20 protein-coding genes are annotated in these 24,791 nt (G+C 63.8%); 9 read left to right on the top strand and 11 right to left on the bottom strand.

Annotated elements, in window-relative coordinates; genetic code table 11:
* Positions 1-358: 358 nt before the first annotated feature.
* On the bottom strand, positions 359-2,017 hold the full coding sequence (locus C722_RS25475; RefSeq protein WP_017641619.1) for a DUF4214 domain-containing protein: 1,659 nt from the start codon (positions 2,015-2,017) through the stop codon (positions 359-361).
* 1,027 nt (positions 2,018-3,044) lie between these two features.
* Between C722_RS25475 and C722_RS26265 the strand changes: the two genes are divergently transcribed.
* Positions 3,045-3,317 carry a hypothetical protein gene (locus tag C722_RS26265; RefSeq protein WP_157225841.1) on the top strand — a complete coding sequence of 91 codons (273 nt, stop codon included), beginning with the start codon at positions 3,045-3,047 and terminating at the stop codon, positions 3,315-3,317.
* A gap of 195 nt (positions 3,318-3,512) precedes the next feature.
* On the opposite strand, the gene C722_RS0116750 is transcribed toward C722_RS26265, so the two are convergent.
* The 6 genes from C722_RS0116750 to C722_RS0116725 all read right to left on the bottom strand — a co-directional run bounded on the left by C722_RS0116750 (position 3,513) and on the right by C722_RS0116725 (position 11,627).
* Complete coding sequence (locus C722_RS0116750; RefSeq protein ID WP_017641616.1) at positions 3,513-6,059, bottom strand: bluetail domain-containing putative surface protein; 2,547 nt, start codon at positions 6,057-6,059, stop codon at positions 3,513-3,515.
* Between the two features lie 312 nt (positions 6,060-6,371).
* The gene (locus C722_RS25470) at positions 6,372-7,661 is read right to left on the bottom strand and encodes a bifunctional 2-polyprenyl-6-hydroxyphenol methylase/3-demethylubiquinol 3-O-methyltransferase UbiG (protein ID WP_017641615.1); all 1,290 of its coding nucleotides are present in this window, start codon (positions 7,659-7,661) and stop codon (positions 6,372-6,374) included.
* Positions 7,662-7,669: 8 nt separating this feature from the next.
* The gene (locus C722_RS0116740) at positions 7,670-8,872 is read right to left on the bottom strand and encodes an ABC transporter ATP-binding protein (protein ID WP_017641614.1); all 1,203 of its coding nucleotides are present in this window, start codon (positions 8,870-8,872) and stop codon (positions 7,670-7,672) included.
* 12 nt (positions 8,873-8,884) lie between these two features.
* On the bottom strand, positions 8,885-9,664 hold the full coding sequence (locus C722_RS0116735) for an ABC transporter permease (RefSeq protein ID WP_017641613.1): 780 nt from the start codon (positions 9,662-9,664) through the stop codon (positions 8,885-8,887).
* A 9-nt stretch (positions 9,665-9,673) separates the two neighbouring features.
* The gene (locus C722_RS0116730; RefSeq protein ID WP_017641612.1) at positions 9,674-10,645 is read right to left on the bottom strand and encodes a GDP-mannose 4,6-dehydratase; all 972 of its coding nucleotides are present in this window, start codon (positions 10,643-10,645) and stop codon (positions 9,674-9,676) included.
* On the bottom strand, positions 10,638-11,627 hold the full coding sequence (locus C722_RS0116725; RefSeq protein WP_017641611.1) for a GDP-mannose 4,6-dehydratase: 990 nt from the start codon (positions 11,625-11,627) through the stop codon (positions 10,638-10,640). The genes C722_RS0116730 and C722_RS0116725 overlap by 8 nt, the downstream gene beginning before the upstream one ends.
* A gap of 220 nt (positions 11,628-11,847) precedes the next feature.
* On the opposite strand from C722_RS0116725, the gene C722_RS0116720 reads away from it, so the two are divergent.
* A complete protein-coding gene (locus tag C722_RS0116720) occupies positions 11,848-13,185 on the top strand; it encodes a DUF4214 domain-containing protein (protein WP_017641610.1) in 1,338 nt (445 codons plus the stop codon).
* A 204-nt stretch (positions 13,186-13,389) separates the two neighbouring features.
* Positions 13,390-16,071, top strand: coding sequence for a DUF4214 domain-containing protein (locus C722_RS0116715; RefSeq protein WP_256204547.1), 2,682 nt, complete (start codon positions 13,390-13,392; stop codon positions 16,069-16,071).
* A gap of 25 nt (positions 16,072-16,096) precedes the next feature.
* On the opposite strand, the gene C722_RS0116710 is transcribed toward C722_RS0116715, so the two are convergent.
* From C722_RS0116710 to C722_RS0116695, 4 genes are all read right to left on the bottom strand, one after another.
* Complete coding sequence (locus tag C722_RS0116710; protein ID WP_017641608.1) at positions 16,097-16,546, bottom strand: Lrp/AsnC family transcriptional regulator; 450 nt, start codon at positions 16,544-16,546, stop codon at positions 16,097-16,099.
* Between the two features lie 61 nt (positions 16,547-16,607).
* On the bottom strand, positions 16,608-17,939 hold the full coding sequence (locus C722_RS0116705; protein ID WP_017641607.1) for a VOC family protein: 1,332 nt from the start codon (positions 17,937-17,939) through the stop codon (positions 16,608-16,610).
* 108 nt (positions 17,940-18,047) lie between these two features.
* A complete protein-coding gene (locus tag C722_RS0116700; protein ID WP_017641606.1) occupies positions 18,048-18,296 on the bottom strand; it encodes a hypothetical protein in 249 nt (82 codons plus the stop codon).
* 71 nt (positions 18,297-18,367) lie between these two features.
* Positions 18,368-18,568, bottom strand: a complete 201-nt coding sequence (locus C722_RS0116695) for a hypothetical protein (protein WP_017641605.1) — start codon at positions 18,566-18,568, stop codon at positions 18,368-18,370.
* A gap of 196 nt (positions 18,569-18,764) precedes the next feature.
* Here C722_RS0116695 and C722_RS0116690 point away from each other — a divergent pair, with 196 nt between their 5' ends.
* The 6 genes from C722_RS0116690 (at position 18,765) to C722_RS0116665 (ending at position 24,790) form a co-directional block, all read left to right on the top strand.
* A complete protein-coding gene (locus tag C722_RS0116690) occupies positions 18,765-20,579 on the top strand; it encodes an ATP-binding protein (protein WP_017641604.1) in 1,815 nt (604 codons plus the stop codon).
* Between the two features lie 32 nt (positions 20,580-20,611).
* Entirely contained in the window at positions 20,612-22,033 is a 1,422-nt protein-coding gene (locus tag C722_RS0116685; protein ID WP_017641603.1) for a sigma-54 dependent transcriptional regulator, read from the top strand.
* 114 nt (positions 22,034-22,147) lie between these two features.
* Positions 22,148-23,158, top strand: a complete 1,011-nt coding sequence (locus C722_RS0116680; protein WP_037064193.1) for an SIS domain-containing protein — start codon at positions 22,148-22,150, stop codon at positions 23,156-23,158.
* A 227-nt stretch (positions 23,159-23,385) separates the two neighbouring features.
* Positions 23,386-24,006 carry a LuxR C-terminal-related transcriptional regulator gene (locus C722_RS0116675; RefSeq protein ID WP_256204541.1) on the top strand — a complete coding sequence of 207 codons (621 nt, stop codon included), beginning with the start codon at positions 23,386-23,388 and terminating at the stop codon, positions 24,004-24,006.
* Complete coding sequence (gene csgE / locus C722_RS0116670) at positions 24,003-24,386, top strand: curli production assembly/transport protein CsgE (RefSeq protein ID WP_017641600.1); 384 nt, start codon at positions 24,003-24,005, stop codon at positions 24,384-24,386. The genes C722_RS0116675 and csgE overlap by 4 nt, the downstream gene beginning before the upstream one ends.
* On the top strand, positions 24,383-24,790 hold the full coding sequence (locus C722_RS0116665) for a curli assembly protein CsgF (protein WP_017641599.1): 408 nt from the start codon (positions 24,383-24,385) through the stop codon (positions 24,788-24,790). The genes csgE and C722_RS0116665 overlap by 4 nt, the downstream gene beginning before the upstream one ends.
* Position 24,791 lies beyond the last annotated feature (1 nt).

Here is a 24,791-nt window from a genome sequence, read left to right as displayed (position 1 = left end):
TCCGGGTTGGCCTCGAGGAGATGCAAGGAAGGTCGAGGGCTCATGGGCGCCTCGTTATCGGCGATAGGAAACCGAAAACTGACCAGGCGTTCAATCCGGGAACGGCGCTCGCGCCAAGGTTTGCTATCCATTTAACGAATTTATTAAGAATTGGGGGCTGAGAGATTAAATTGCAATGACAGCCGACGAAAAGCTATGCGCTGTCAATCGGCAGGATGCCGCAGCCGGACGACTACAGAGCGCGCGAGATATACGTCAGGAAGGAATAAGACCAAGACAACTTGGAACATCAGGAAGGTATTTAGAAGCAAAAAAAAACGGAGAGCCGAGGCTCTCCGTTTTGGCAACACTATCGCAATTAAGCAGTAGCGAAGTTAGCGCTGGACAGAGTACCGGTGAAGCCGGTCAGCTCGATCAGGCCGTCGCCGCTGGTTACAGCGGCAGCCGAATCGTTGACAAACACGTAGGTGTTGCCGCCAAAAGCGAACGAAGTGGAGTGAGAAGCGGTGATTGCAGAGGCAGCAGCAGCAACAGCTTCTGCCAAGGTAGCAGCACCTTGAACAGTACCCAGCTGGGTATTGTCCAGAGCTACGAAGCTGGCACCGCCAGTGGTGAGGACCATCTTGTCTTGGGTACCGGAGAAATCGGTGACCTTGACCAGATCCTGAGAAATAGCAGTGTTAGCTGCAGCAATCTCAGTAGCGTTGGCGGTGGTGAAAGTGCCGTTCAGGTTAGCCAGGCTCAGCACGTTCAGAGTGTCGTTACCGGCACCCAGGGTGATGGAGGCTACGTGAGCAGCGGTAACGCCAGCGGTGGCGGTAGCAGTCAGATCAACGATATCGTTGCCAGCGCCAGCATTGATGGTCAGAGCAGCCTTACCAGCAGTGGTAGCGGTGATGGTGTCAGCGCCATCGCCAGCATTGATGGTCAGAGCGCCATCATTGACGGTGCTGGTGATCTTGTCAGCGCCAGCGCCAGTGTTGATGGTCAGAGCGGCTGCAGTAGTGGAACCCGAATTGCTACCAGTGTCGACGAACAGAGTATCTGCGCCGCTACCAGTGGTCAGGCTGGTGAGATTAGCCAGAGAAACAGCGTTACCAGCACCGGTAGCACCGATGTTCAGACCAACGCTGGAGGCGGAGCCGTCAACAGTGGTCAGATCAGTCAGGGTACCGAGAGTCAGAGTAGCAACTTGATCAGCAGCAGTAGTGCTGGTGCTAGCCAGACTTACGGTCAGGTTGGCGATAGCATTGGTGGTTGCATCGGTGCTAACACCAATTGCAGCGTTGCCAGCCACAGTACCAGTCAGGGTCAGAGCGGTCAGATCCGCACCAGTCACGGCGATGGAACCAGCATCGGCGCCTTTAAGCGTGATGGTGCCAGCAGTATTTTCTACGAAGTTTACAGCAGAGCCAGCAGCGATCTTGGTTTCGCCGTTAGCAGCGGTTGCAGTAGTGGCAACAAAAACCGGCTTGAAGGTGGCGTTCTGTACCACAGCGGCGGCTGCGTAGTAGGTAGCCAGGTTTGCAGAAGAACCAAGTGCGGTCTGATAGGCAGCCAGGTCTGCGTAAGAAGTGCCGTTAATGACAACCGGAGTGCCAGCGTTGGTGTAGGCAGCAGTCACATCAGCAGCGCTGGTAGCGGCAGGAGCAGTAGTGGTCAGAGCGGAGACGTACTGAATCTTGCTGTCCAGCAGCAGACGATCAGTGCCGGTAGCGCCATTGGTCAGAGCCAGAGCCAGACGATCAACAGTGATGTCATTGCTGTTCTGCCAGTAGGTCAGCTCGTCGCTGGCGGCAGCGCGGCCGAACAGGTTCTGATACAGCTGATTGATGGTCTGGGAGCGAGTCAGGCCGCCGTAGGTGTTGGTGTACTCAGGCTGCTGTGCGAACGCGGCACTGATCTGATCGACAGTGGCGTCAGCCTGGGCAGTCCAGTAGCTCAGGCCAGCCGGCTCAGCAGGACGGCCGAAGTAGGCCAGGTACAGGTTCTGAACTTGGGTAGCGGTAACAGCCATTTCCTTGCATCTCCTAAGATTTTGTCGAATTCGACTTCAGGCCTTCCGTCACTGGATGGGTGCCCGTCGGCCCCGGCCTGTCGCCTCACCCCAACTGCTGGGGCGAAGCCCCCATGATGGGTTTCGTTTCGATATCGGCTTTGTAAAGAGGTTCACATCAAGGATGTGCGTTCGTCGTACAAAGCAGCGGTATCGGCGGCAATCCTACACAGACATTTGTGACGGGAACAAGCGTTTCTTCAGAGCCTTTCACGGTTTACTCAGCTGGATTCATCCTACCGAGACCTGCTGGGTCGACAGAATGGGAATAGCGCTGATATAGAGGCTAAAGTTCTCAACCTGCTGACATAGCCGTGGGAATCGTCGTTTAACGGACACAAACCACGGTAAAAAGCCATAAATCTGACGCTAGCCATTTTTCTGCTGGCTTTTGCGCCTGGACCATTCGCTCCACTTTTACGACCGCCTGCGAGCCACGTCCTGCCTCTCCCGTAACCAATGGTCGCGTTTGCGGACGGACGAACGGTCGTGCCCAAAGCAGCCAGAAGTTGGTGAAAAGCGCTTAAAAGCCGCCAAAAGCTGGCCAGATGCCGCTATTCATCGAGTCTTGACCGCAACCTGAGCTGTGCAAAAAAAGCTGATTTGGTCGTTCTCTAACTTGTCTCAGCCTTAAAAACTGCCGATATCTGGCGCTACCAACCTGCTTCACGTCTGGTTGCCTAGGCATCCTTCTATCTATAGCCATCTGATGACATGCCCTTGAAAGGCTAGGGCTCAGTCATCCCTCCCCCGCCTTAGCCTGGAATGAAGCGATTAGGGATCAAGCGGCCATCAATGGGTACCACCACGAGCAAGGTCAGCACTACTAGCCTGACCGCCCTCCCCGGCAAGCTAAGCGGTGCGCAAGGCGCCTTAGCAGGCATCACCTCAGGGACAAACCTGTTGGATATACGCCTGAACAGCGCGATCTTGACCGACAAGCTTACGGCCGACGTCCTGGGCAAGGTGCTGATGGCCAACGACACCCTTGATCCTCAAGGGTGGCTCGGGGGCAATAGAAGGCGCGGACACCATTGGTGCCGGGGCCGGCGTGTATACGCTGACTGGAGGGAAAGGGTCTGATACCTGTGTGTTCACGCCCACCAGCGACTCGGCACTGGACGCCCTGGATACCATCACCCTGGCGAAGGCGTCAGACAGGGGTACTGCTCATGCGGCGAACGATACGCTGATCAGGCTGGCGAGTACGCCCTTGGCCGAGGGCACTGAAATCGTCGGTCTGGGTATCGCAGTCGCCTGATACCCCGGTAATAAAGAAGCCCCTGCTTCAGTCATGAAGCAGGGGCTTCTTTTATGGACAGGGCCGCGAAGGATGACGCCACCGCAGAGCGGCAGAGGGCGTACAGACGTTACCTCGAATCCCAGCAATCATTCGGTAGGCAGGCCCCTCTTCTTCAGGGATTCTGAGAGGTGGTGGCGCCCATCATTCGCTGGATCAGGCGGCGATAATCAAGTTCTGGCTATCGAGCGTGCCGGTATAGCCGGTCAGCTCGATCAGACCGTCGCCCGGAGCAACCTCCTGCTCGGCGGAGTGATCGACAAAGAGGTAGGTGTTGCCGCCGTATTGGAACAAGGTGCTGTGCACAGCGGTATCCGCTCCCGCTGCATTGTTTGCCGCCAACTGCAAGGCCTCGGCCAAGGTATCCGCCTTGCCAACGGCATCCTGCTGCGTAGCGGTCTGCTGGCTTAAAGTCGAGTTTTTCAAGCCGTACACGCTGGCGACGTCGAGCTTGTCCTCCGCAGAGAAGTCCGTGACCTTTATTAGGCTCTTTTGCAGCGCTGCATTAGCGGTCTTTATCTCGGTGGAATCATCGACAGCGAAGCTACCGACCAGATTGCCGAGGCTCTGCAGCTGGAGCGTGTCAGCGCCGTCACCCAGGGTGATGGAGAGGCCGCTGGCATAGGCAGGAGCGGCACTTTTGAGGAATACGTCCGGATGGATACCGAGCCTCACAACATCATCACCGCTGCCGGCGACAATCGTGGACAGCGCCGACAGCGAGCCTGGAGTCAGGTCCACCAAGGTGAGATCGGCCGTGGATTTGGACGCATCAATGCTGGTAAGGGTAGACATAAAGGACGCATCAATCTTGGTGTCGCCCCCGCTGATGGCCAAGTTCAAGGTGGACAATTGGGTTGCAGCATTTCCGCTGATATAAAACTGAGCCCCCGCTGCTGATGAGCTTCCCGTAAGAGCCAGTTCGGTGAGCGTTCTGGCATCATCAAGAGAAAGATTTTTTGCCTCCTGAGCTTCACGGAGCTCAATGCTCCCTACTGTCACACCCGCTTGATAGGAAAGGTTGGTTACGCTTTTGCCCTCTGCATTTTGAAGGCCGGAAAAACCTTGGATGTGATAATTTGGCGCATCGCTATCTTCAAAAAAACTAAAGTTAGTGGCGTCCAGTTTACCCAGGTAGCCGGTCAGCTCAATTAGACCATCACCTACCGCGACAGTGTTACTCAAAGTGTGATCGACAAATACGTAGGTATTACCCTGATACTGGAAAGCGGTACTGCGAGCGTGTGAGTCCTCACCAGCGGCATTGTTAGCGGCAAGCTGGAGGGCTTCAGCCAGCGTTGCAGTTGTGCTGATGGCTTTCTGCTGGGCATCCGTCTGGGCAACGAACTTGCCGCCAGCAGAAAATCCTGCTCCATCGTCAGTGAAGGGCTCAGAGCCAAATTTGAGCATATCGCCTGCGGTGAAGTCGGTGATTTTGACCAAACCCGCCTGTAGGTTGCTCTGGGCTGTGGCGATACCCGCTGGAGTGCTCGTATCGTAGGCGCCGCGCAGGTTGCTCAATGTCATGGCACTGAAGGTGTCTTGTCCATCTCCAAGCGTTATGGTGAGCTTGTGAGTACTGGTCAGAACATCGCTGCCGAAGCCAGAGAAGCTAATATAATCGTTGCCAGCCCCAGTATTCAGTGAGAAGTCTCGATCGAGGCTGCCCATATGAAGAAAGTCGCCGCCACTTCCAGAAATTAGTTCAGAAAGTTTTGATCCCAGGTAAACACCGATAGTCAATCTTACTGACGATTCAGAAGCGTCAATCTTGGTTAGGGCGCCCATATCGTATGAAATATAGGTCGTTATTGGAGCGTCGCCGCCACTCAGCTTCAGATTCAAGGTCTTTACCGTATCGGTAGTCCCTGCTTCAGAAATATTCAAGTAATTGGAAAAGTTCGAATTGCTTACTGTTCCGGCAAGGGTCAGGCTAGACAGGGCGCTGGCATCCGCCAGAGTAATGTTTGCAGAACCTACGTTATTGAGCGCAATGGTGGCCTTGCTAGTGCTCGGGGAATAAAGCGCTGCGCTGACCGATGCGCCCGTCTCATCCTGAAGACCCTTTTCGCCATTCACTGAATAGGAGTGCTTTTCGGACTCCGCCGGCACAGGGCTAGGAGAAGGTGCCGGCGCACTCGGCGAAGATGGAGCAGGCGTGGCAGGCTTAGGACCGTTGGTATTCAGCTCGGTCGCCGCCAATTGATAGAACTGACTGATGGGGCCAACCTCGCGCGCAAAATCGGCGATGGTATAGGTGGCGCCCTGGAAGCTGATGGTGGTGGTCGTGTCGTTAAAGGCCTGCTTTACCGAGGCAATATCCGCCGCTGTACCTTGGGCAGCAGTGATCGCCGTGGCGAATTCGGTCTTGCCATCAAGCAGCTCACGGTCCGTGGACTGGGCGCCGTTGACCAGGGCCAGGGCCATGCGGTCCACGCTGATGTCGTCGCTGGCGATCCAGTAGTCCAGCTCGTTGCCCTCGGCCTTACGACCGAACAGGTTCTGGTAGAGCTGAGCGACCACTTCTTCGCGAGGAAGATCGCCATAGACGGCCTGGTATTCGGGCTGTTCGGCGAAAGAGGCGCTGAGGCCTTCGACGGTCAGGTCCGCCTGGGCGCTCCAATAATCGAGGCCGGCTTGCTCGGCCGGGCGGCCGAAATAGGCGATATAGAGATTCTGAATCTGCGATGCGGTAATGGCCATGTCCCTGGTCTCCGGTAGAGGTCGTCAACGACCTCAGGCTGTCCCTAGCTGAAGGTTTGGTTGCTGATGCGAGGCAGTGACCGGCGTGGAAGCGGCCAGGTTTGCTCGGCAATCCAGACGAAGGATACAAGCGAGGCGACAGGGATCACAACAGAAACGGAACTAATTCACATCTTTGAAAAGGTGGGAATCTGGATCCATTCCGCTACCGCTTGGCAAAGGGGCGGACTAGAGGCCTCGTTGGCCTCGTTATCGAACAAGGGTCTTCGGAGCTTAGGAGACCCGCATCAGGCGAGAATGCAGGTGCCTGCCCTAGGGACGCTGGGCGATCACCGCGTAGTCCTGCGGGCCGTAGAACCAGCGGTCGCAGTGGCGGGCCACTTCGCTGTCTTCGTGCAGGCGGTGCTTGGGCTCCACGGCGTTGACCTTGTGGATTTCCACCTGGGCGTAGCCCTTGAACTGCACCAGGAATTCGGTGAAGGCCGGCGGCAGCGGGTGGATGTGGGTGGGGTCGGTCCAGAAGTAGTTGGCCGAGGTGACGATGTTTTCCGGGTTGGGCGTTTCAAAGAGGATCAGCCCGCCCGGCGCCAGGGCGTGGAGGCAGACGTCGAGCAGCTGGTTGAGGCGCTCGAAGCCCAGGTGCTCGATGACGTGGAAGGCCGAGACGGCGCCGATGCTGCCGGCCGGTTGGGCGGCCAGCCAGGCGATGGCGTCGGTGTGCTCGGCGGGCAGGCCGCGGGCGCGGCACAGCTCGACGTTGGTGGCATTGAGGTCGATGCCCAGGCGCTCTACCGCAGGTGGCAGCAGTGCCAGCCACTCGCCCCGGCCACAGCCGATGTCCACCAGCGGCAGTCCGCGAGCCAGGGCCGGGTTGGCGGCGATGGTGGGCAGATAGTAGGACAGCCGGGCGTTGATGGTCTCAGCGCTGCCGCGGAAGCGATCCTCGAAGGCCAGATAGAAACTGTCGGGCACGGTGCCGCTGGGCAGGTTGCTGGCCGGGGTTTCGGCGGCATCCGTCTTGGGTGCCTGGACGGCAGTCGCCAGCGCCGGCTGGGACGCCGCCGCGCGCGGCGTGCTTTCCAGGGCGGTCAGGCGGGCGCGGAGTTCCTGGTTCAGGTTCTCGGCCAAGCGCAGGCGTTCGCGCAGCTCGGCCAGGGCCGGATCGGGCGTGGCCTGGCGGGCGCCGAGCACCTGCTGTTCGGCGCTGAGCACCCGGTAATGCTGCTCGTGGCGCTGGATATGGGCTTCCAGGCGTTCATGCAGGGCCAGGTGGCGCGCGGCGTCACGCTGCTGGCGCTGGGCGTTCGGGCAGCGGCGCAACAGGCTGCCGAGCAACGGCAACTGGCGGCAGCGCCGGCGCAGGCGCGCGCCGCGCAGCCCCTCTACCGGAGCGCCGTGGGCACGGCCCTCGGCAGAGTCACGCAGGCCGGCCAGGAGTTCGAGCTTGTCTTCACCGGCGCGCAGGCGCTGCAGATGATGCGCGAGCCCTTCGGGATCGATCTCGCGTCCCAGCAGGTAGGGATAGGCCGCGCGCAGCAGCGCCTCGCCCTCCAGGTTCAGCAGGGCGTACCAGGGGGCGAGTTCGGGACGGGAAGCGGACATGGCAGGGCCTAGGCGGGCTGGGAAACGGGGGTCACGTCGTGCAACCCGGCGGAGAGATCGCAGAGGCCACCGAAGACCGAGCCCAGGATGCCGGCCACTTCGAAGCGGATGCAGTTGTCCCGCCAGTGGTAGCAGTGGCGGGTATGGTCGGGGCCTTCGTGTAGGGCCAGGGTCAGGGTGTACTTGCCCGGGGCGAGGCGCATGGGGAATTCGTAGCGCAGCACGCGCGTCTCGCCTGCGGCCAGCACCAGGGGTACGCCGAGCAGGAAGCTGTTGGTGCCATAGATGTCCTGGCCGAAGCGGTCACGGATCATCATGCCCAGGGTGGCGTCGGGCAGGTGCTCGCGGGCGCTGACGCGGACGTCCAGATGGGCGACGTCACCGCAGGCCAGGGTATCGCTGCCGGAACTCACGCCGCGCAGCACGGCGGATTCGATACGGGCTTCGCCGGTGCCGTAGCCGCTCTCCTCGGCTTCCACTTCCAGCTCTTCGCGGTCGGCGCCGAGCAGCTGGTTGTAGCGATTGACCGCCGCCTCGGGCGTGTCGTCGGCCACCACACGGCCTTCGCTCAGGACGATGCAGCGATCGCAGAGCATCTTCATGGCGTTGAGGTCGTGGGAGATGAAGATGATGGAGCCGCCGGAGGCGCGGAAGGCCTTGATGCGCCTCATGCACTTCTGCTGGAAGTGGCCGTCGCCCACCGACAGGGCCTCATCGACCAGGAAGATGTCCGGATCGGCATGGATGGCGATGGAAAAGGCCAGGCGCATGACCATGCCGGAGGAATAGGTGCGGATGGGCTCGTCGATGAAGCGACCCAGCTCGGAGAACTCGATGATGGCGGCGCGCTTGGCTTCGATCTCTTCGCGGTTCATGCCCAGCAGCAGGCCGTTGCCGAGGATGTTCTGCACCCCGGTGAGGTTGCCGTCGAAGCCGGTGCCCAGTTCGAGCAGGCCGGTGACGCGCCCCTTGATGTCGATCTCGCCGCCGTCGGGCAGCAGCACGCCGTTGAGGATCTTGAGCAAGGTGGACTTGCCGGCGCCGTTGCGGCCGAGGATGCCCAGGGTCTCGCCGCTGCGGACCTCGAAGCTGATGTCTTCCAGCGCCACATGGCGGGTGTGGTAGCTGCGGCGGAAGAGGATTTCCTTCAGGCGCAGCGCCGGGCGGCTATAGAGCTTGAATTCCTTGCGTACATGGGAAACGCGGAGCATGACGAAGGCCTGCTAGATGAAGTCGCGGATGTCGCGTTCGAGCTTGCGACCCAGAACGATGCCCAGGCCCAGCAGCACGGCGCCCGCCAGGATCAGAACGCCGATCGCCAGCAGATCCGGCCGGCTCGCCTGGATCAGGGCGGCGCGGTAGGCCTCGACGATGTAATAGAAGGGGTTGGCGGCGAACCAGGGGTGCCAGCGCTCGGGCATGATGGTGATGACATAGACCACCGGGGTCAGCCAGAACCACAGTTGCATGACCACGCCGACGATCTGGCCGATGTCGCGCAGAAAGACGCTAAGGATGGCGAAGATCAGCCCGAGGGCATAGGCCAGCAGCTGCTGGCAGAGAAAGATCACCGGCCACCAGAGTACGGTGGACGGGAAATGGAAGCCGATGATCGCCAGGAAGGCGACGAAGAAGCCCATGGAGATGGCATAGAGCACCGTCTCGCTGAGCAGGATGTACAGCGGCAGCGACCAGAGCGACAGCCGGACCTTGCCCAGCAGGTGGGCCTTCTCGTGGAACACCTGGGTGATGCGGGTCAGGGTGTTGGAGAAGCAGTTCCAGGCGAGCAGCCCGGTGACCAGGTAAACGCTGTAGCTGTACTGGCCGAGGGACTGCATCCCCATGGCATCCAGGCGCATGCCCATGATGTTGGAGAACACCAGGGTGAAGATGAGGATGTTGACCAGCGGCAGGATGAAGGTCCAGGCCGCGCCGAGTACCGACGCGGAATGGCGATCGATCAGATCCTGCCGAGTGAAGTTGAGGATCAGCGAGTAGTTCATGGGCAGAGATCAGGAACCGGATTGGCGCCAGTCCGCGAGGACCTGGGCGACGAGTGCAGAAGGCTCGATGCGCGGTTGCCAGCCGGTGAGGCGGCGGAGTTCGCCGGCATCGCCGACGGCGCGGGCGATATCGCTCGGGCGCAGGCGCGCGGGATCCTGCTCGACCTGGATCGGGCAGGCGGCCTGATCGATCAGGGCGTCGAGCAGTTCCTGGACGCGCAGCGGACGGCCGGAGGCGATGTTGAGCGCGGTGCCGCTGGGGATGTCTTCGCTGTGCCCCAGCAGCGCCACATAGGCGGCGACCACGTCCTGGACGGCGAGGAAGTCGCGCTGGGCGCTGAGATCGCCGACGCGCAGCACGGACGGCTGCTCGCCGCGCTCGATGGCCGCGATCTGGCTGGCGAAGTCGGTGAGCACATAGCCCTTACCCTGGCCCGCGCCACTGTGGTTGAAGGGTCGCGCGCGGATCACCCGCACCCGGGAGGTGGCGGCGAACTGGGCGGCGGCGAGATCGGCAGCGGCCTTGCTCGCGGAATAGGGGTTGAGCGGATGTAGGGGCACCTGCTCGTCGACCTCGGCATGGCGCTTGAAGCTGGCGCCATACATGTCGCCGGAACCGATCTGCAGGAACACCGGGGGCTGTTCGAGGGCAGCGGCGGCGGTCAACAGATTGAGGGTGCCATGCAGGTTGATCTGCCAGCAGCGCTCGGGCTGGGCGAAGCTGCCGGAGACGCTGGCGAAGGCCGCCAGGTTGACGATGGCGGCCGGTTGCAGCTGTTGCACCAGTGCCAGGGTGGCAGCCGTATCGCTCAGGTCGAGGGCATGGCCGACGACCTGCGCCTGGCTTGGCAGCGAGCCGTCACGGCAGGTGCCGTGCAGCTCGGCGGCCGGAAAGGCGGCGGCCAGCGCCGGCAGCAGATGGCTGCCGACGAAGCCGCTGGCGCCGGTAACCAGGACCGGCTGACCGGCGAAATCACGCACGGGCGAGGGGCTTCAGGCGCGCCAGGTCGGCTTCCACCATCTCGGTGATCATCTCTTCGAGGGTGGTGGTGGCTTGCCAGCCCAGCTTGGCGCGGGCCTTGGACGGATCGCCCAGCAGCACGTCGACCTCGGCGGGACGGAAGAAGGCCGGGTCGATGACCAGGTGCTTGTCCATGTCCATGCCGACCACGTCGAAGGCGATGCGGCACATGTCGCGCACGGTGGTGGTACGGCCGGTGGCGATGACGTAGTCGTCGGCGACGTCCTGTTGCAGCATCAGCCACATGGCCTGGACGTAGTCGCGGGCATGGCCCCAGTCACGCTTGGCGTCGATGTTGCCCAGGCGCAATTCGTCCTGCAGACCCAGCTTGATGCGGGCGACGGCGTCGGTGACCTTGCGGGTCACGAATTCCAGGCCGCGCAGCGGGGACTCGTGGTTGAACAGGATGCCGCTGCAGGAGAACAGGTCGAAGCTCTCGCGGTAGTTGACGGTCATCCAGTGGGCATAGAGCTTGGCGGCCGCATAGGGCGAGCGCGGGTAGAACGGGGTGGTCTCGCGCTGCTCCGGCTCCTGGATCAGGCCGTACATCTCGGAGGTGGAGGCCTGGTAGCAACGGGCGTCGGGCTTGATCAGACGGGCCGCTTCGAGCACGTTGACGGCGCCGATGCCACTGACCTGGCCGGTCAGCAGCGGCTGGTTCCAGGAGGTCTTGACGAAGGACTGGGCGCCCAGGTTGAACACCTCGTCGGGCTGGTATTGCTGGAACAGGCGGATCAGACCCGACAGGTCGAGCAGGTCGCCGTCGATCATCTCGACGTCCTTGGCGATACCCAACCACTCCAGACGTGCCAGGTTGACGTCGGAGGTGCTACGCCGGGGGTTGAGGCCTAGTACCTTGTATCCCTTGCCGAGCAGAAACTGCGCCAGGTAGGCGCCATCCTGGCCAGTGATACCAGTGATCAGAGCAGTTTTTTGGGCCATCGCGATACGGTTCCGAAAGTTATGAGACGAGGTGCGAGCGACTCACACAAAAAAGACCGGCGATGCTACCACAGATATATGGCCGGAAGCGTGCGGTGCTCGGCAGGCAAAGTATCCAGAATGCCGGTGCCAGGCGGCTGCCTGGGCCGACGAATGTCCTGATAGAGCACTCGACGAGGATTAGAATATTGCCGCTCAGATACCAGGAAATCTTCCTGACATGCGTGAAATCACCAGTCGTTCGGCACCCTACAGCAGCATCGTCTACCTCGAATCCATCTTTCCAGATGGCTCAACGTTTCGCGGCTCGGGCAGCGTAGTCGGCAACAATGACGTCCTTACCGCCAACCACATGGTCTACAACGCCGATCACGGCGGTGGTGCCATCCAGGTCATGGTCGCGCCGGGCGCCTTCGTGAATGACGCCACCGGCGCCTGGTCGGCTCCGTTGGGTACCTATCTGGCGACCAACTGGTCGAGTCGGGTGGTCAACTGGGATGCCAATGGTGACGGGTTGGTCTCTCCTTCGGAAGCGCAGTACGACATGTCGCTGCTGGGCTTCAACGTCAATCTGGGCTCGGTAACCGGCACCCTCACTCCCACACTGGGTGGCTCCACCTCCTTCGCTGGCACCGTGCTCGGCTATCCTGGTCGGGGCACTGGTCTCATGGAAGATACCGGCACGGCGACCCAGTACAGCGGCGTCGCCGCTTATCAGTTCTCCACTGGACTGGGCAGTGGCGCCTCGGGCGGACCGCTGCTGGACAGCAGCGGCAACCTGCGCGGCGTGCTGTCTTCGGGCAATGCCAGCGATACGCTGTCGACCTACGCCAGCATGAGCGATGTCGGCAACTGGCAGTGGTACCAGAAGGCCAGCATCAATAACGACAGCGCGGCCTTCAATGCCGGTTCGCGACCAGTGGGCCTGGGCGTCAACAGCGGGAGCAAGGATGGTGAGTTCTTCTTCCAGGATCGCCTGTCGCTGGATGGCGATCATCGCGGCAGCCTCTATGGTTACGGCGGCGGCGATGTCCTGAGCCTGGAAAACGCGGCAAGTGCCTACAAGTGGCAGGCCGCGGGCAACGTAGTCACTCTGACCAGCAACAGCGGCGATCTGGCAGTCAACCTGCACGATATCAACCTGCTGAATTTCAGCGATCGTAACCTGTACGTCCTGACTGCAGATCAAGCGCAGATCGCCCGTCTCTACAACGCGGCCTTCCACCGGGTGCCGGACTATTCTGGCCTCGATTATTGGATGTACGACCACGCCAAGGGTACGACCAGCCAGACCATCGCGCAGTCCTTTACCGCGTCGAGCGAGTTCAAGGGGTTGTTCTCTGGAACGGACGATCGCTCCTACGTCACTCAGCTGTACGCCAACGTGCTCGGCCGCACGGGCGAGACCGCCGGGATCGACTACTGGCTGCACGATCTAGGCACCGGCCAGAGCCGCGCCAATGTCCTGCAATCCTTTTCCGACTCAACGGAAAACCAGGCCCTGACCACCGGTAGCAATGGCTTCATTCTGCTGGTAGGGCAGAACGAGTGGGCCTAGCCTGAATCTCCGGCTGTTGGGCTTCGACGCTGAGGCCGTCTCAACCCAACCTACAACGATACGTAGGTTGGGTTGAGCGTAGCGAAGCCCAACAGGGTCAGCTCGAACCTCCAGCTGTGGAGCTTCGACAAGGGAAACGACAGCCGCTCCGCTCCTGCAATCTTTCTGCAACACTCAGCCCGTTAGGCTCCGTCTCTCCTTTTCATCAGACGGACCTGCGCCATGCCCACTACTCGCGAAGCCATTAGCGCCTACTACCAGAGCATTCTCGGCCGCACCCCGGATGACGCCGGACTCGAGTACTGGACCGCGCAGGTCGAGCTGGGCAATGCCAGCCTTGCCCAGGTAGCCACCGGCCTTTCGCTCTCGACCGAAGCGGCCACTGGCATGGTCCCTGTTGTCGCCCTCTACCTGAGCAGCTTTGGCCGGCTACCGGATACCGAGGGGCTACAGTACTGGACCCAGGCATTGCAGAACGGCACGACGCTGGAGGACATCCAGCAGGCGTTCCTGCAGTCGCCGGAATTCGCAACGGTGGCCGCCGGCTCCGCAACGGCGTTTTTGACCACTGCCTATGAGAATGCCCTGGGGCGGCCCGCCGATGCGGACGGCCTGCAGTTCTGGACCCAGCAATTGGCCGCCGGCACCAGCCGTGCGGAGGTGCTGGCGGCACTGGCGGGTTCGCCGGAAGGTCAGCCCCATGCGCTGGCCAAGGCGCAACTGACCCTTGCCTATCAAGGTGTCAGTGGCGAATCACCGACCCTGACCGAGTTGAACGACATCCTGGCGCAACAGGGGGAACAGTCCCTGACCGAGCTGGTCACCCGTACGACCGAGCGTCTGATCGACAATGCCGTACCCTCCCCCGCGCCTATCGAGCCTCAGCCCAGCGTCTTCACCTTCACGCCGGAGGCAGGCACCCAAGCCGGTGCCTCGGATGCGTCTGGAGTCATAAGCTGGGGCCAATACCTCATCGTGGGCGATGATGAGGGCAATGTGCTCAGGGTCTACGACCGGGAGGGTGGCCAGGCGCTCGACGAATTCGACTACGGCGGCGTGCTGGGTCTGACCGACGAACTGGATTTCGAGGCCATGACCTTTACCGGCACCCTCGGTACCGAGGGCACCCTGTATCTCACCGGTTCGCACAGCAACAGCAAGAGCGGCAAGGAGGCGCCGGGACGCGAAGCCATCCTGGCCGTGAAGCTGACCACCGACGCCCAAGGCAAACCGGTGTTCGATACGGCAAGCATCCAGACCTACAAGGGCCTGGTCGCGGCGCTCGATGCCTGGGACGCCAGTGGCAGCAGCGGCAAGCCGGCGGGCTACTATGGCCTGAAGGTCTCCTCCGCTGCCGGTATCGCCCCCGAGAACGTCAACGGCTTCTCCATCGAAGGCCTGACCACTTCCCCCGATGACAGCCAGCTCTGGCTGGGTTTTCGCGCACCGCAGCTGGATACCGGATCGCGCGACAAGGCGTTGCTGGTGGCCGTGACCAATTATCAGGCCGTGCTGACCGACAACAACATCACGCCTACCTTTGAAGCAATCGAGCTGAATCTGGGCGGGCGGGGTATTCGTTCCATTGACCGGGCCCTGGATGGCAGTGGCTACCTGATTCTGGCCGGTCCTTCCGGCGGCGCCTCCGCCGCGGTCACCCATGATTTCCGCCTGTTCACCTGGAGCGGTGACCCGACCCGCGCGCCCATCGAGCTCGACAACGATCTGGATGCCTTGCTGGCCGCCACCGGAGGCAGTTTCGAGTCCATCGCGTCCCCCGCCAGCGTCAAACCGGGCACCGAGATCCTACTGCTGCAGGACAACGGCGATACCCTGTGGCAAGGGCAGACGCAGGTGTCCAAGGACCTCGCCCCGGCGCAGCAGCACTTCCAGGGCAACCTGATCTCGTTGGGTATGCCGACCGTGGACCTTGCCGCTCCCGTCCTGGTGGCCAGCAGTCCAGCGCTGGACGCGCAGGATGTCCCCACCGGGAGCCGCATCAGTCTGACGTTCGATGAAGGCATCGCGCTGGGCAGCGGCAGCATCCAACTGGTGGACCAGGCCGGCACCGTGGTTCAGGTGTTCAAAGCGGGAGATCCGGGCGTCGCGATCGACTTCAACGTCCTCAATCTGACGCCGACGGACAGGTTGCAGGCGAGCAGCAGCTACCACCTGGAGATGCAACCGGGCGCGGTCGTCGACCATGCGGGCAATGCCGTGGCTGCTATGGACATCAGCTTCGCGACTGCCGCCAGGCCTCACTACAGTCTGTTGATCACAGAGGTCAATTCCAATGCCAAGGGCGGCGATTTCTTTGAGCTGTACAACTACGGCTTGACGAGCATCGATCTCAGCGGCTGGCGCATGACGGACGAAGCCGGTCAGTTCTCTTCGGCGGTCACGCTCGACGGCAATGCCGTTCTCGCCGCCGGTGCGACGCTGGTGGTCGCCGATGTGGCTGCGGCGAACCTGAACGCGTTCAAGACGGCATGGGGCTTGAGTGACACGACAGCGGTCATCAACGTCGATGGGCCCGGGCTGGGCAAGGAGGATGCCGTAGTGCTGTTCGACAAGTTGGGTAATGTCGCGGCGGCCTTCAACTATGACCTGACCGCCGTGCTTGCCAGTGACGGAACCCTGATCACGACAGCCTCAGCTGGTAGCGGTGCAACGTTCAAGGACGGTCAGCATGCAGGTGCGGCCTATGGTGTCGGCGCTGGCGCCTCGGCGGTCTGGGATGGTCTGTCGACGACCCACCCCACCTATGTCGGCGCAGCGCTTGGCAGGGATGGGGCCTTCGCTCAAAACGGCGATGCAACCGCCATCGGCTCACCCGGCATCGTGCTGATCGGACAGGAGCCGCTTTCGACCGGCGTGGCAGGTTAGGCGGCAGGAATAGGAGAGCGCTCGCCTAGGTCGAACGACGCCGATCGATCTTCCGATTCAGGATGATCGAGGTCTGGGTCTGCTTGACCCCTTCGAGGGTGCCGATGCGGTCGAGCAGTTCGTCGAGCTTTTCGTGGGTGGTGCAGCGCAGGAAGGCCAGGTAGTCGAACTGGCCGCTGACCGAGGAGACTTCCTCGACCTCGACCATCTTTTCCAGGGCGCGGATGACGCCGGCGGTACTGCGCGGCAGGACGCTGATGGCGCAGTAGGCGCGTACGGCGGCCTGTTCCAGTTCTGAGCCCAGGCGCAGGCCGTAGCCTTGGATGATGCCGTCGCGCTCCAGGCGCGCCAGGCGGGTGACTACGGTGGTGCGCGCCAGGCCCAGTTGGCGGGCCAGGGTGGCGTTGGAAGCGCGGGCGTTCTGTTGCAGCAGGTAGATGAGCTGCCAGTCGGTCGGATCGAGTTTGGTGAACATCGTGGCTGCCTGCCGGGGGCGGGCGTCGGGGCCAGGGGCCGCCGACGCGGGAGCCGACATTCTAGGCGGGGCGGCCGAGGGCAGCCAGGGCGGTGTCCAGGGATTCCTGCTGCTGGCGTTCGTACAGCGCCATCTCGTCGAGCACTGGCGCGCCCAGGGCGGCTTCGAAGGCGGCGCGATTGCCGCCGCTCTGGTATTCCTGCTGGCTGCCGGCGCCCAGGTTGGACTGGAAGATGCCCGCGGCGCTGACGGGCAGGAAGTCTTCGTAGGTGATGGGATCGGCGAGGAGCTGGCCGGCGGCGATCAGGGCTTCGGTATCCGTGGTCTCGACGCCCGACCCAGTGCTCTGCGCGGCACGATAGCGGAACCAGGCCAGGCCCTGGCGGCGCAGCTCATCCCAGTTGTCGGGCAGTGCCTGGAACACCTCGGCCAATACCGTTGCGTAGTCACTGCCGGCCGCCTTGCTGCGCTGGCGGACCTCCTGCAGCAGCTCGTCGTAGCGCTGGCGACCGGCCGGCGTGAGGGCGATGCCGCGCTGCTCGATCTCGCCGAAGCGCGCCGTGTGCGAGCCCTGGACCTCGCCCTTGAAGAGGATGGGTTCTTCCAGCGCCTTGAAGCTGGTCTGCCGCAGCAGGATGGGGCACTGGCGGCGGGGCGGGCCCTCGATGGTTTCCTTGGGCGCGATACCACGGGCGGGCATCCGGGCCTGGACGGCGTCGATGTCGAGGGTGCGCGGGGTCAGGTGGTTGATGTGCGGACCCTTGAAGCAGACCACGTCGGCGATCAGTCGATGGGCGTCGTGCAGGCGCTGATAGAGGTTGGCGTCGACATTGGCCTCGCGGTGCCAGCGAAAGGTCTCCAGGGCTTCTTGGACGAAGGCAGCGGCTTCCGCGTCGGTGAGACCACCCTGCGCCTCGGCGCGCTCGATAAGCTCCAGCGCGCCCGGGGTGAAGATGCGGCGCTCGTTCAGGACCTTTTCGGCCAACTGGCGCAGCTCGGCGTCTTCGATCAGCTCCAGGCGCAGCAGCGAGGTGAAGACGCGAAACGGATTGATCTGCAGGGCGGCCGGCGCTACCGGACGGAAGGCGGTGGAATGCACCGGTACCCCGGCCACGCTGAGGTCGTAGTAGCCGACCGGCTGCATGCCCATCACGGCGAACAGGCGGCGCAGGGTGGCCAGTTCGGCGGCGGTGCCGACGCGGATGGCACCGTGGCGCTCCAGATCCAAACGCTCCGCGGAATCCCCGGCGAAGCCCGGCTGGTCAGCGTTCACCTCGGCGACCAGTTCCAGCAGGGTGCCGTACTGGGGCACCTCCTGGCGGTACATCGCCGACATGGCCTGGGAAAAGCGGGTGCGGATCAAGTCCGGGGAAAGCAGCGACGCGGCGGTCATGGGAGCGGCTCCTGGCTCAGGCTAGAAGCCGATTTCGACATGCCCACGCGGGCTGCTCAAGCGATCTTTGCTCATTGGATCATTCCCCGGGGGAATGGGCGGGATGCCTTAGTGATCCTTGTGCTGGGTCTTCGGCTTCTTCACGTGGTCGGTGCCGGTATCACTGCCCGAACCGCTGCTGGAGCCATTGTCGGCCGCACCGACACCGGTACTGGGCGCCTTTTCCATGCCATGGCTGCTGGTGGGATCGGGCCGCGCGGGAGTGGCCGGGGGATTGGTCGGACTGGTCTGGGCCAGGACGGCACCGGACAGGCCAAGACCCAGGATCAAAGTGGGAAGCAACAGGGACTTGCGCATGGGGAGGACTCCTCTGGACGGATTCACTCCCCTTTAGGCACCTCCCGCGCAGGGAGGTGCCGCGCCGTGGATCAGCTGCCGCTGGTGCTGGCCTTGTGGGCCTTCTTGTGGGCCACCTTCTTGTGGTGGGTGGTGGCCTGTTTGCCGGTCTTGGCCGGGCTGCTGCTGGTCGCGGCAGGCGGCGTGGCCGAGTCGGTGGGCGCCGTCTGGGCGAAGGCGGCAGAGGTGGCCAGCAGGCCGGCGAGGGTCAGGCAGAGGGTGGTGCTTTTCATGGAAGTCACTCCTTCGGTGGCTGATTGCAGCCTCAGTTAGCCGCCTTTCGCCCGGCAAAACCGTGTCCCTTTCCACAGCCAGGGTTATCGGTAACAAAATATTTCAGTCGACTGCCAAGGCGTTAACAGTCTGGCGAGCTCTTCGCCAGGGGCCGGCTTGGGCATAATGCCGGGACGCCCCCTACAGTAGCCGCGCATGCCCAAGAGTCCTCACCTTCCCAAGCGCCCCCGCTGGAGCAGTCTGCTGCTCTTGGCCCTGGGTCTGACGCTGCTGCTGATTCCGCTGCGCTATGCGGCCCAGCACTATTACGAGGCGCAACTGGCCGAGCAGAACGGCCAGACGCTGGACCTCTATGTCGCCAACCTGCTGGGCACCCTGCGGCGCTACGAGGTGCTGCCGGACCTGTTGGGCGATCTGCCGGTGCTGCGCCATGCCCTGGAAGGACAAGGCGACGGCAGCGCCCAGGACGCCGCCAGCCAGATGCTGGAAGACATCCGCCAGCGGACCGGGGCCGATGTCATCTACCTGATGCAGGATGACGGCACCTGCCTGTCCAGTTCCAACTATCGCCAGCCAGACAGCTTCGTCGGTCGCGACTTTTCCTTCCGGCCCTATTACAAGGCGGCCATGCAAGGCCAGCCGGGGCGCTTCTTCGGTCTCGGCACCACCTCCAGCAAGCGCGGCTACTACTTTGCCGCCGCCGTGCGCGACGGCGCGCGGGCCATTGGCGTGGTGGTGGTCAAGGTCGATCTGGACAGCGCGGAGCGGCTTTGGGGCAACGCCCCCGAACAACTGCTGGTGACCGATGACCTGGGCGTGGTCATCCTTACCTCACACGATGCCTGGCGCTTTCGCGCCACCCATCCGCTGGACGAGCGCCAGCGCGAGCAGGTCAATGCCAACCGGCCCTACCCCACCACCAATCCCGCCCCCCTGACCCTGGTGCCTGGCGACTGGCTGACCCAGACCCGCAACCTGGACGAGGTGGGCTGGACCGCCCGGATCCTGGCACCACGGGAGATGGTCGAGCGCCAGGTGCGCAGTGCGCTCTACGTCGGCGCGGCGACCCTGCTGGCGCTGCTGCTGTTGCTGGTGGTCATGACCCTGCGGCGGCGCCATTTCATCGAGCGCCTGGCACTCGATGCCCGCGCCAAGCGTGACCTGGAGCTGAGCGTGGAGGAGCGCACCCGCGACCTGCAGACGCTCAACGCCCGGCTGCAACAGGAGGTCCATGACCGCGAACAGGCCCAGCGCGAACTCATGCGCGCCCAGGACGAAGCCGTGCAGGCGGGCAAGCTGTCGGCGTTGGGGACCATGTCGGCCAGCATCAGCCACGAACTCAACCAGCCACTGGCGGCCATTCGCAGCTACACGGAAAACGCCGTCGTGCTGCTCGACCACGATCGCCTGGACGACGCCCGCGGCAATCTCAAGCTGATCGGCGAGCTGACCACGCGGATGGCCAACATCATCGCCCACCTCAAGGCCTATGCCCGCGGCGCCCGCCGCGCGCCGGAGAGCGTGGTCCTGCAGGGCGCCCTGGAAGACGCCCTGGCGCTGGTCGCCGCGCGGCGCCGGGCCATGCAGGTGGAGCTGATCCGCGACCTGCCCGATGCGCCGCTGTGGGTGCAGGCCGGCGAAACCCGCCTGCGGCAGATCATCAGCAATCTGCTGAGCAATGCCCTCGACGCCCTGGCGGAAAAGACCAGCACCCGCCGGCTGTGGCTGACCACCAGCATAGACGAGCGCGGCGTGACGCTGATCCTGAGAGACAACGGTCCGGGCTTTTCCAGCGAGGCCCTGGCCCGCGCCCACGAGCCCTTCTTCACCACCAAGGCCACCGCCCAGGGCCTCGGCCTGGGCCTGGCGATCTGCGATAACCTGTTGCGTACCCTGGGTGGCCATCTGCACCTGTCCAACCATGGCGATGGCGGTGCCGAGGTGCGCCTTTACCTGTTGCATGGCAAGCCGGGGGTCGCCTCGGTGCCCCAGGAAGAAGTCCGCGGTTGAACACCTTAGCCCCTCTACCTTAGGTCCTAGTCATGAACGCCCTGCCCCCCTTCGATCCCGCCAGCCAGATCCTGCTGATCGACGACGACGCCCACCTGCGCCTGGCACTGAGCCAGACCCTGGACCTGGCCGGCTTCAAGGTGACGACCCTGGCCGATGCCCGGGACCTGGAGCTGGCGGCCGTGCGCGATTGGCCCGGGGTGGTGGTCAGCGATATCCGCATGCCTGGCATCGACGGCCTGGAGCTGCTGGCCCAGTTGCACCAGCGCGACGCCGAGTTGCCGGTGGTGCTGATCACCGGCCACGGCGACGTGCCCCTGGCGGTGCAGGCCATGCGCGCCGGGGCCTACGACTTCCTGGAAAAGCCCTTCGCCAACGACGCCCTGATCGACAGCGTGCGCCGTGCCCTGAGCGCCCGCCATCTGGTGCTGGAGAACCGCAGCCTGCGCCTGGCCCTTGCCGAGCGCCATGAACTGCAGACCCGGCTGATCGGCCAGACCCCGGGCATGGCCCGGCTGCGTGACCAGATCGGCGCCCTCGCCGCGACCCAGGCCGATGTGCTGATCCACGGCGAGACCGGTGCCGGCAAGGAGGTGGTGGCCCGTGCCCTGCACGACCTGTCGAATCGCCGTGATGGCCCCTTCGTCGCCATCAACGCCGGTGCCCTCGCCGAATCCGTGGTGGAAAGCGAACTCTTCGGCCATGAACAGGGCGCCTTCACCGGCGCCCAGAAGAGACGCATCGGCAAGTTCGAATACGCCAGCGGTGGCACCCTCTTTCTCGACGAGATCGAGAGCATGAGCCTGGATGTGCAGGTCAAGCTGCTGCGCCTGTTGCAGGAGCGCAAGGTCGAGCGCCTCGGCTCCAACCAGCAGATCCCGCTGGATATCCGGGTGGTCGCCGCCACCAAGGAAGACCTGCGCCAGGCTGCGGACCAGGGCCGCTTCCGTGCCGATCTCTATTACCGGCTCAATGTCGCCACCCTGCGCATCCCCGCCCTGCGCGAGCGCAGCGAGGACATCCTGCCGCTGTTCCGCCACTTCGCCCTGGCCGCCGCCGAGCGCCATGGCACGCCGGTGCGCGAGGCCGATGCCGAGCAGCGCGCGGCGCTGATCGCCCACAGCTGGCCGGGCAACGTGCGCGAACTGCAGAACGCCGCCGAGCGCTTCGCCCTGGGCCTGGACCTGGCCCTGGACAACAGCGCCTATGCGCCCCTGGCGCCCATGAGCCCGGCACCCGTCGCGGCAGCGCCCGCCACGGCCGCCCTGGCCGCCGGGCTGGGCGAGCAGGTCGAGGCCTTCGAGCGCGAACTCATTCAGCGCGAACTGGCCCGGCCCCACGCCTCCCTGCGCAGCCTGGCCGAAGCCCTGGGCCTGCCGCGCAAGACGCTGTCCGACAAGCTGCGCAAGCATGACCTGCAATTCACCGGCGGTGCGGCGGACGAAGGCGACTAGGCCAAGGTCGGCTGGTCGCGCCTGACCGGGAGTGGCAGAGTAAGGGACTCAGGCGTCATGCAACAGACGTCGTGTAACAGGCGTTCGCGCAAGGAGACCCTCTTGACCTCGCTCATGCTCGCAGAAGCCGCCGCTAGCGGTGCGGCGGTCGCTCGCCAACTGGCGACCATCGACCAGGCCCTGGCGGCTCTGGCCGACGACCTCAGAGCCCAGCCGCCGCAGCTGGCGCTGACCGTGGCGCGTGGCAGTTCGGACCATGCGGCCAGCTATTTCGCCTACCTGGCCATGGCCCACCTGGGGCTGCCGGTGCTGTCGCTGCCGCCTTCGCTGGTGACCCTGCGCCAGGCGCCGCTACGCGTCGAAGGCCAGCTCGCCCTGGGCTTTTCCCAATCCGGACGCAGTCCCGATCTGATCGAGACCCTCTCGGCGCTGGATCGCTACGGCGCCCGCACCGCGGCCCTGGTCAACGAGATCGACTCACCCCTGGCCCTGGCCTGCCGCCATGCCATCGGCGTGCAGGCCGGTCCCGAACACAGCGTCGCCGCCACCAAGAGTTTCATCGCCACCCTGGCCGCCGCGGCTCGGCTGATCGCCTACTGGCAGCAGGACGAAACCCTGCTCGCCGCCGGCGCCGCCTTGCCCGAGGCGCTGGATCGCGCGGCCGAGCTGAGCTGGGCGCCGGCGCTGCCGGTGCTACGCGACGCCGAACGCTGCATGGTGGTCGGTCGCGGACCCGGATTCGCCATCGCCCAGGAAGCCGCGCTCAAGCTCAAGGAAACCTCGGCGCTGCAGGGCGAGGCCTTCAGCGGCGCCGAATTGCAGCACGGTCCCCTGGCGCTGGTGGAGCGCGGCTATCCGCTGCTGATCTTTGCCCTGCGCGGCCCCGAGCAGGCCGGCTTGCTGCAACTGGCGCGGGACTTGCGCGGCCGCGGCGCCCGGGTGCTGCTGGCCGCCCCGGACGAGGTCGCCGAGCGCGATCTGCCCCTCGCCGTCGCCGGCCATCCGGACCTGGACGGCCTGCTGGCGATCCAGAGTTTCTATCGCATGGCTGCGCTGCTGGCCGAAGCCCGCGGGCAGGATCCGGACCAGCCGCGCCATCTGCGCAAGGTCACCCTCACCCGCTAAGGCCGCGCTCGAGCGTCCAGGCGCTGCCGCCTTCGGAGCGCCTGGATTTCCCGCTCCATCCAGAGAGCTAAGTCTTTGGAGCTAGCTGCCGTCGGCTGATCGACGGGCAATCTGCCAAGCGGTCCACAGAGCCGGTAAGTCGCTGGAAATCGGTCAATTTTTTCTTGTCGCTCCCGGCGATTTGTCTCAGCGTGCGCGCAACGGATGATGAGACAGCCCATATGGACATGCGCGCGATACCTGCGAGCAAGGTCTGCCTGACGACGAGAAACGTCCTCCTGGCGGAATTGCTCAAACCCTTTCTGGAAGAACGCCACGGCATCGAGCTGAGCTGCGCTCGCGAGCTGGAAGCGGCCGGCGAGACCAGCCTGGTGCTGGTCGATCTCGGCAGCGTGCCCGAGGCGCCACTGGAACGCTGGCTGGAAGGCCTGGCGCCGGCGGTCACCGTGGCCTTTCTCAATGCCAGCGTCGAACAGGCCCTGCCCTGGGTCGAGCGCTTTCCCGCCATCCAGGGCGTGTTCGCCCCCCAGGCCAGCCGCGACCAGTTGCTGCAAGGGCTCGGCGCGCTGTTGGCCGGCGAGGACTGGCTGCCCCGCGCCATCCTGGCCCACCTGCTGCGCCGCTCCCGTGAGCGCCCCAGCATCGCCGCCGACGGCCTGACCCGCCGCGAGCGGGAGATCCTCCGGCTGGTCGGCCGCGGGTTGTCCAACGCCGCCATCGGCGAGGCGCTGTGCCTGAGCACCCACACGGTCAAGAGCCACATGCACAACCTCTTGCGCAAGACCGGCGCCGCCAACCGCGCCGAGGCGGCGTTGCGCTTCCATGCCGGGCAGGATCTACCGGGATGAAAGCCGCCTGGCTGCTGCTCGGGCTGTTGCTGGCCGGCCCGCTGCGGGCCGAGGGCGACATCATTCAGGGACTGCTGGTGGACAACACCATCTCCCGCTTCGGCCACGACTTCTATCGCCACTTCGCCGACCGCCTCACCGACACCACCGACCTGGACTTCAACCTGGTGGTGCGCGAACGGCCCTCGGCGCGCTGGGGCAGCCTGGTCTGGGTGGAGTACGAGCAGCGGCTGCTCTATCGGCAGTTCATTCCGCCCAACAACAGCGAACTCAAGGATGCCGCCTACGCCGCCGCGGATCAGGTCCACGAGGGCATCACCCGCCGCCGCCTGGAAAACCTGCTGCAGGACACTTTCGACATGGAAAAGGACGAGTTATGAACGCGCACGCCTGGAAGGCCCTGCCCCTGCTCTGCACCCTGGGCGTCGCCCCGGCCCTGGCGACCGAGCTGGTCTACTCGCCGGTGAATCCGTCCTTCGGCGGCAATCCGCTCAATGGCACCTACCTGCTGAACAACGCCACCGCCCAGGATCGTCACAAGGATCCCGACCTGCGCAGCAGCGCCAGCAGCCAGTCGCCCCTGGAGCGCTTCACCAGCCAGCTGGAATCGCGGCTGCTGTCCCAGGTGCTGACCGACATCAAGGACGGCAACTCGGGCACCCTGTCCACCGACCAGTTCATCGTCAACATCGTCGACGACTCCGGCAACCTGACTGTGCAGATCACCGACCGCGGGACCGGGGAGATTTCGGAAATCTCCGTCAACGGCTTCAACCAACCCTGAG

It is taken from the genome of Pseudomonas sp. 313 (genome assembly GCF_000316965.1).
In the GTDB taxonomy this organism is placed as follows: Bacteria; Pseudomonadota; Gammaproteobacteria; order Pseudomonadales; family Pseudomonadaceae; genus Chryseomonas; species Chryseomonas benzopyrenica.
This window is presented reverse-complemented; position numbering and strand designations above follow the sequence as displayed.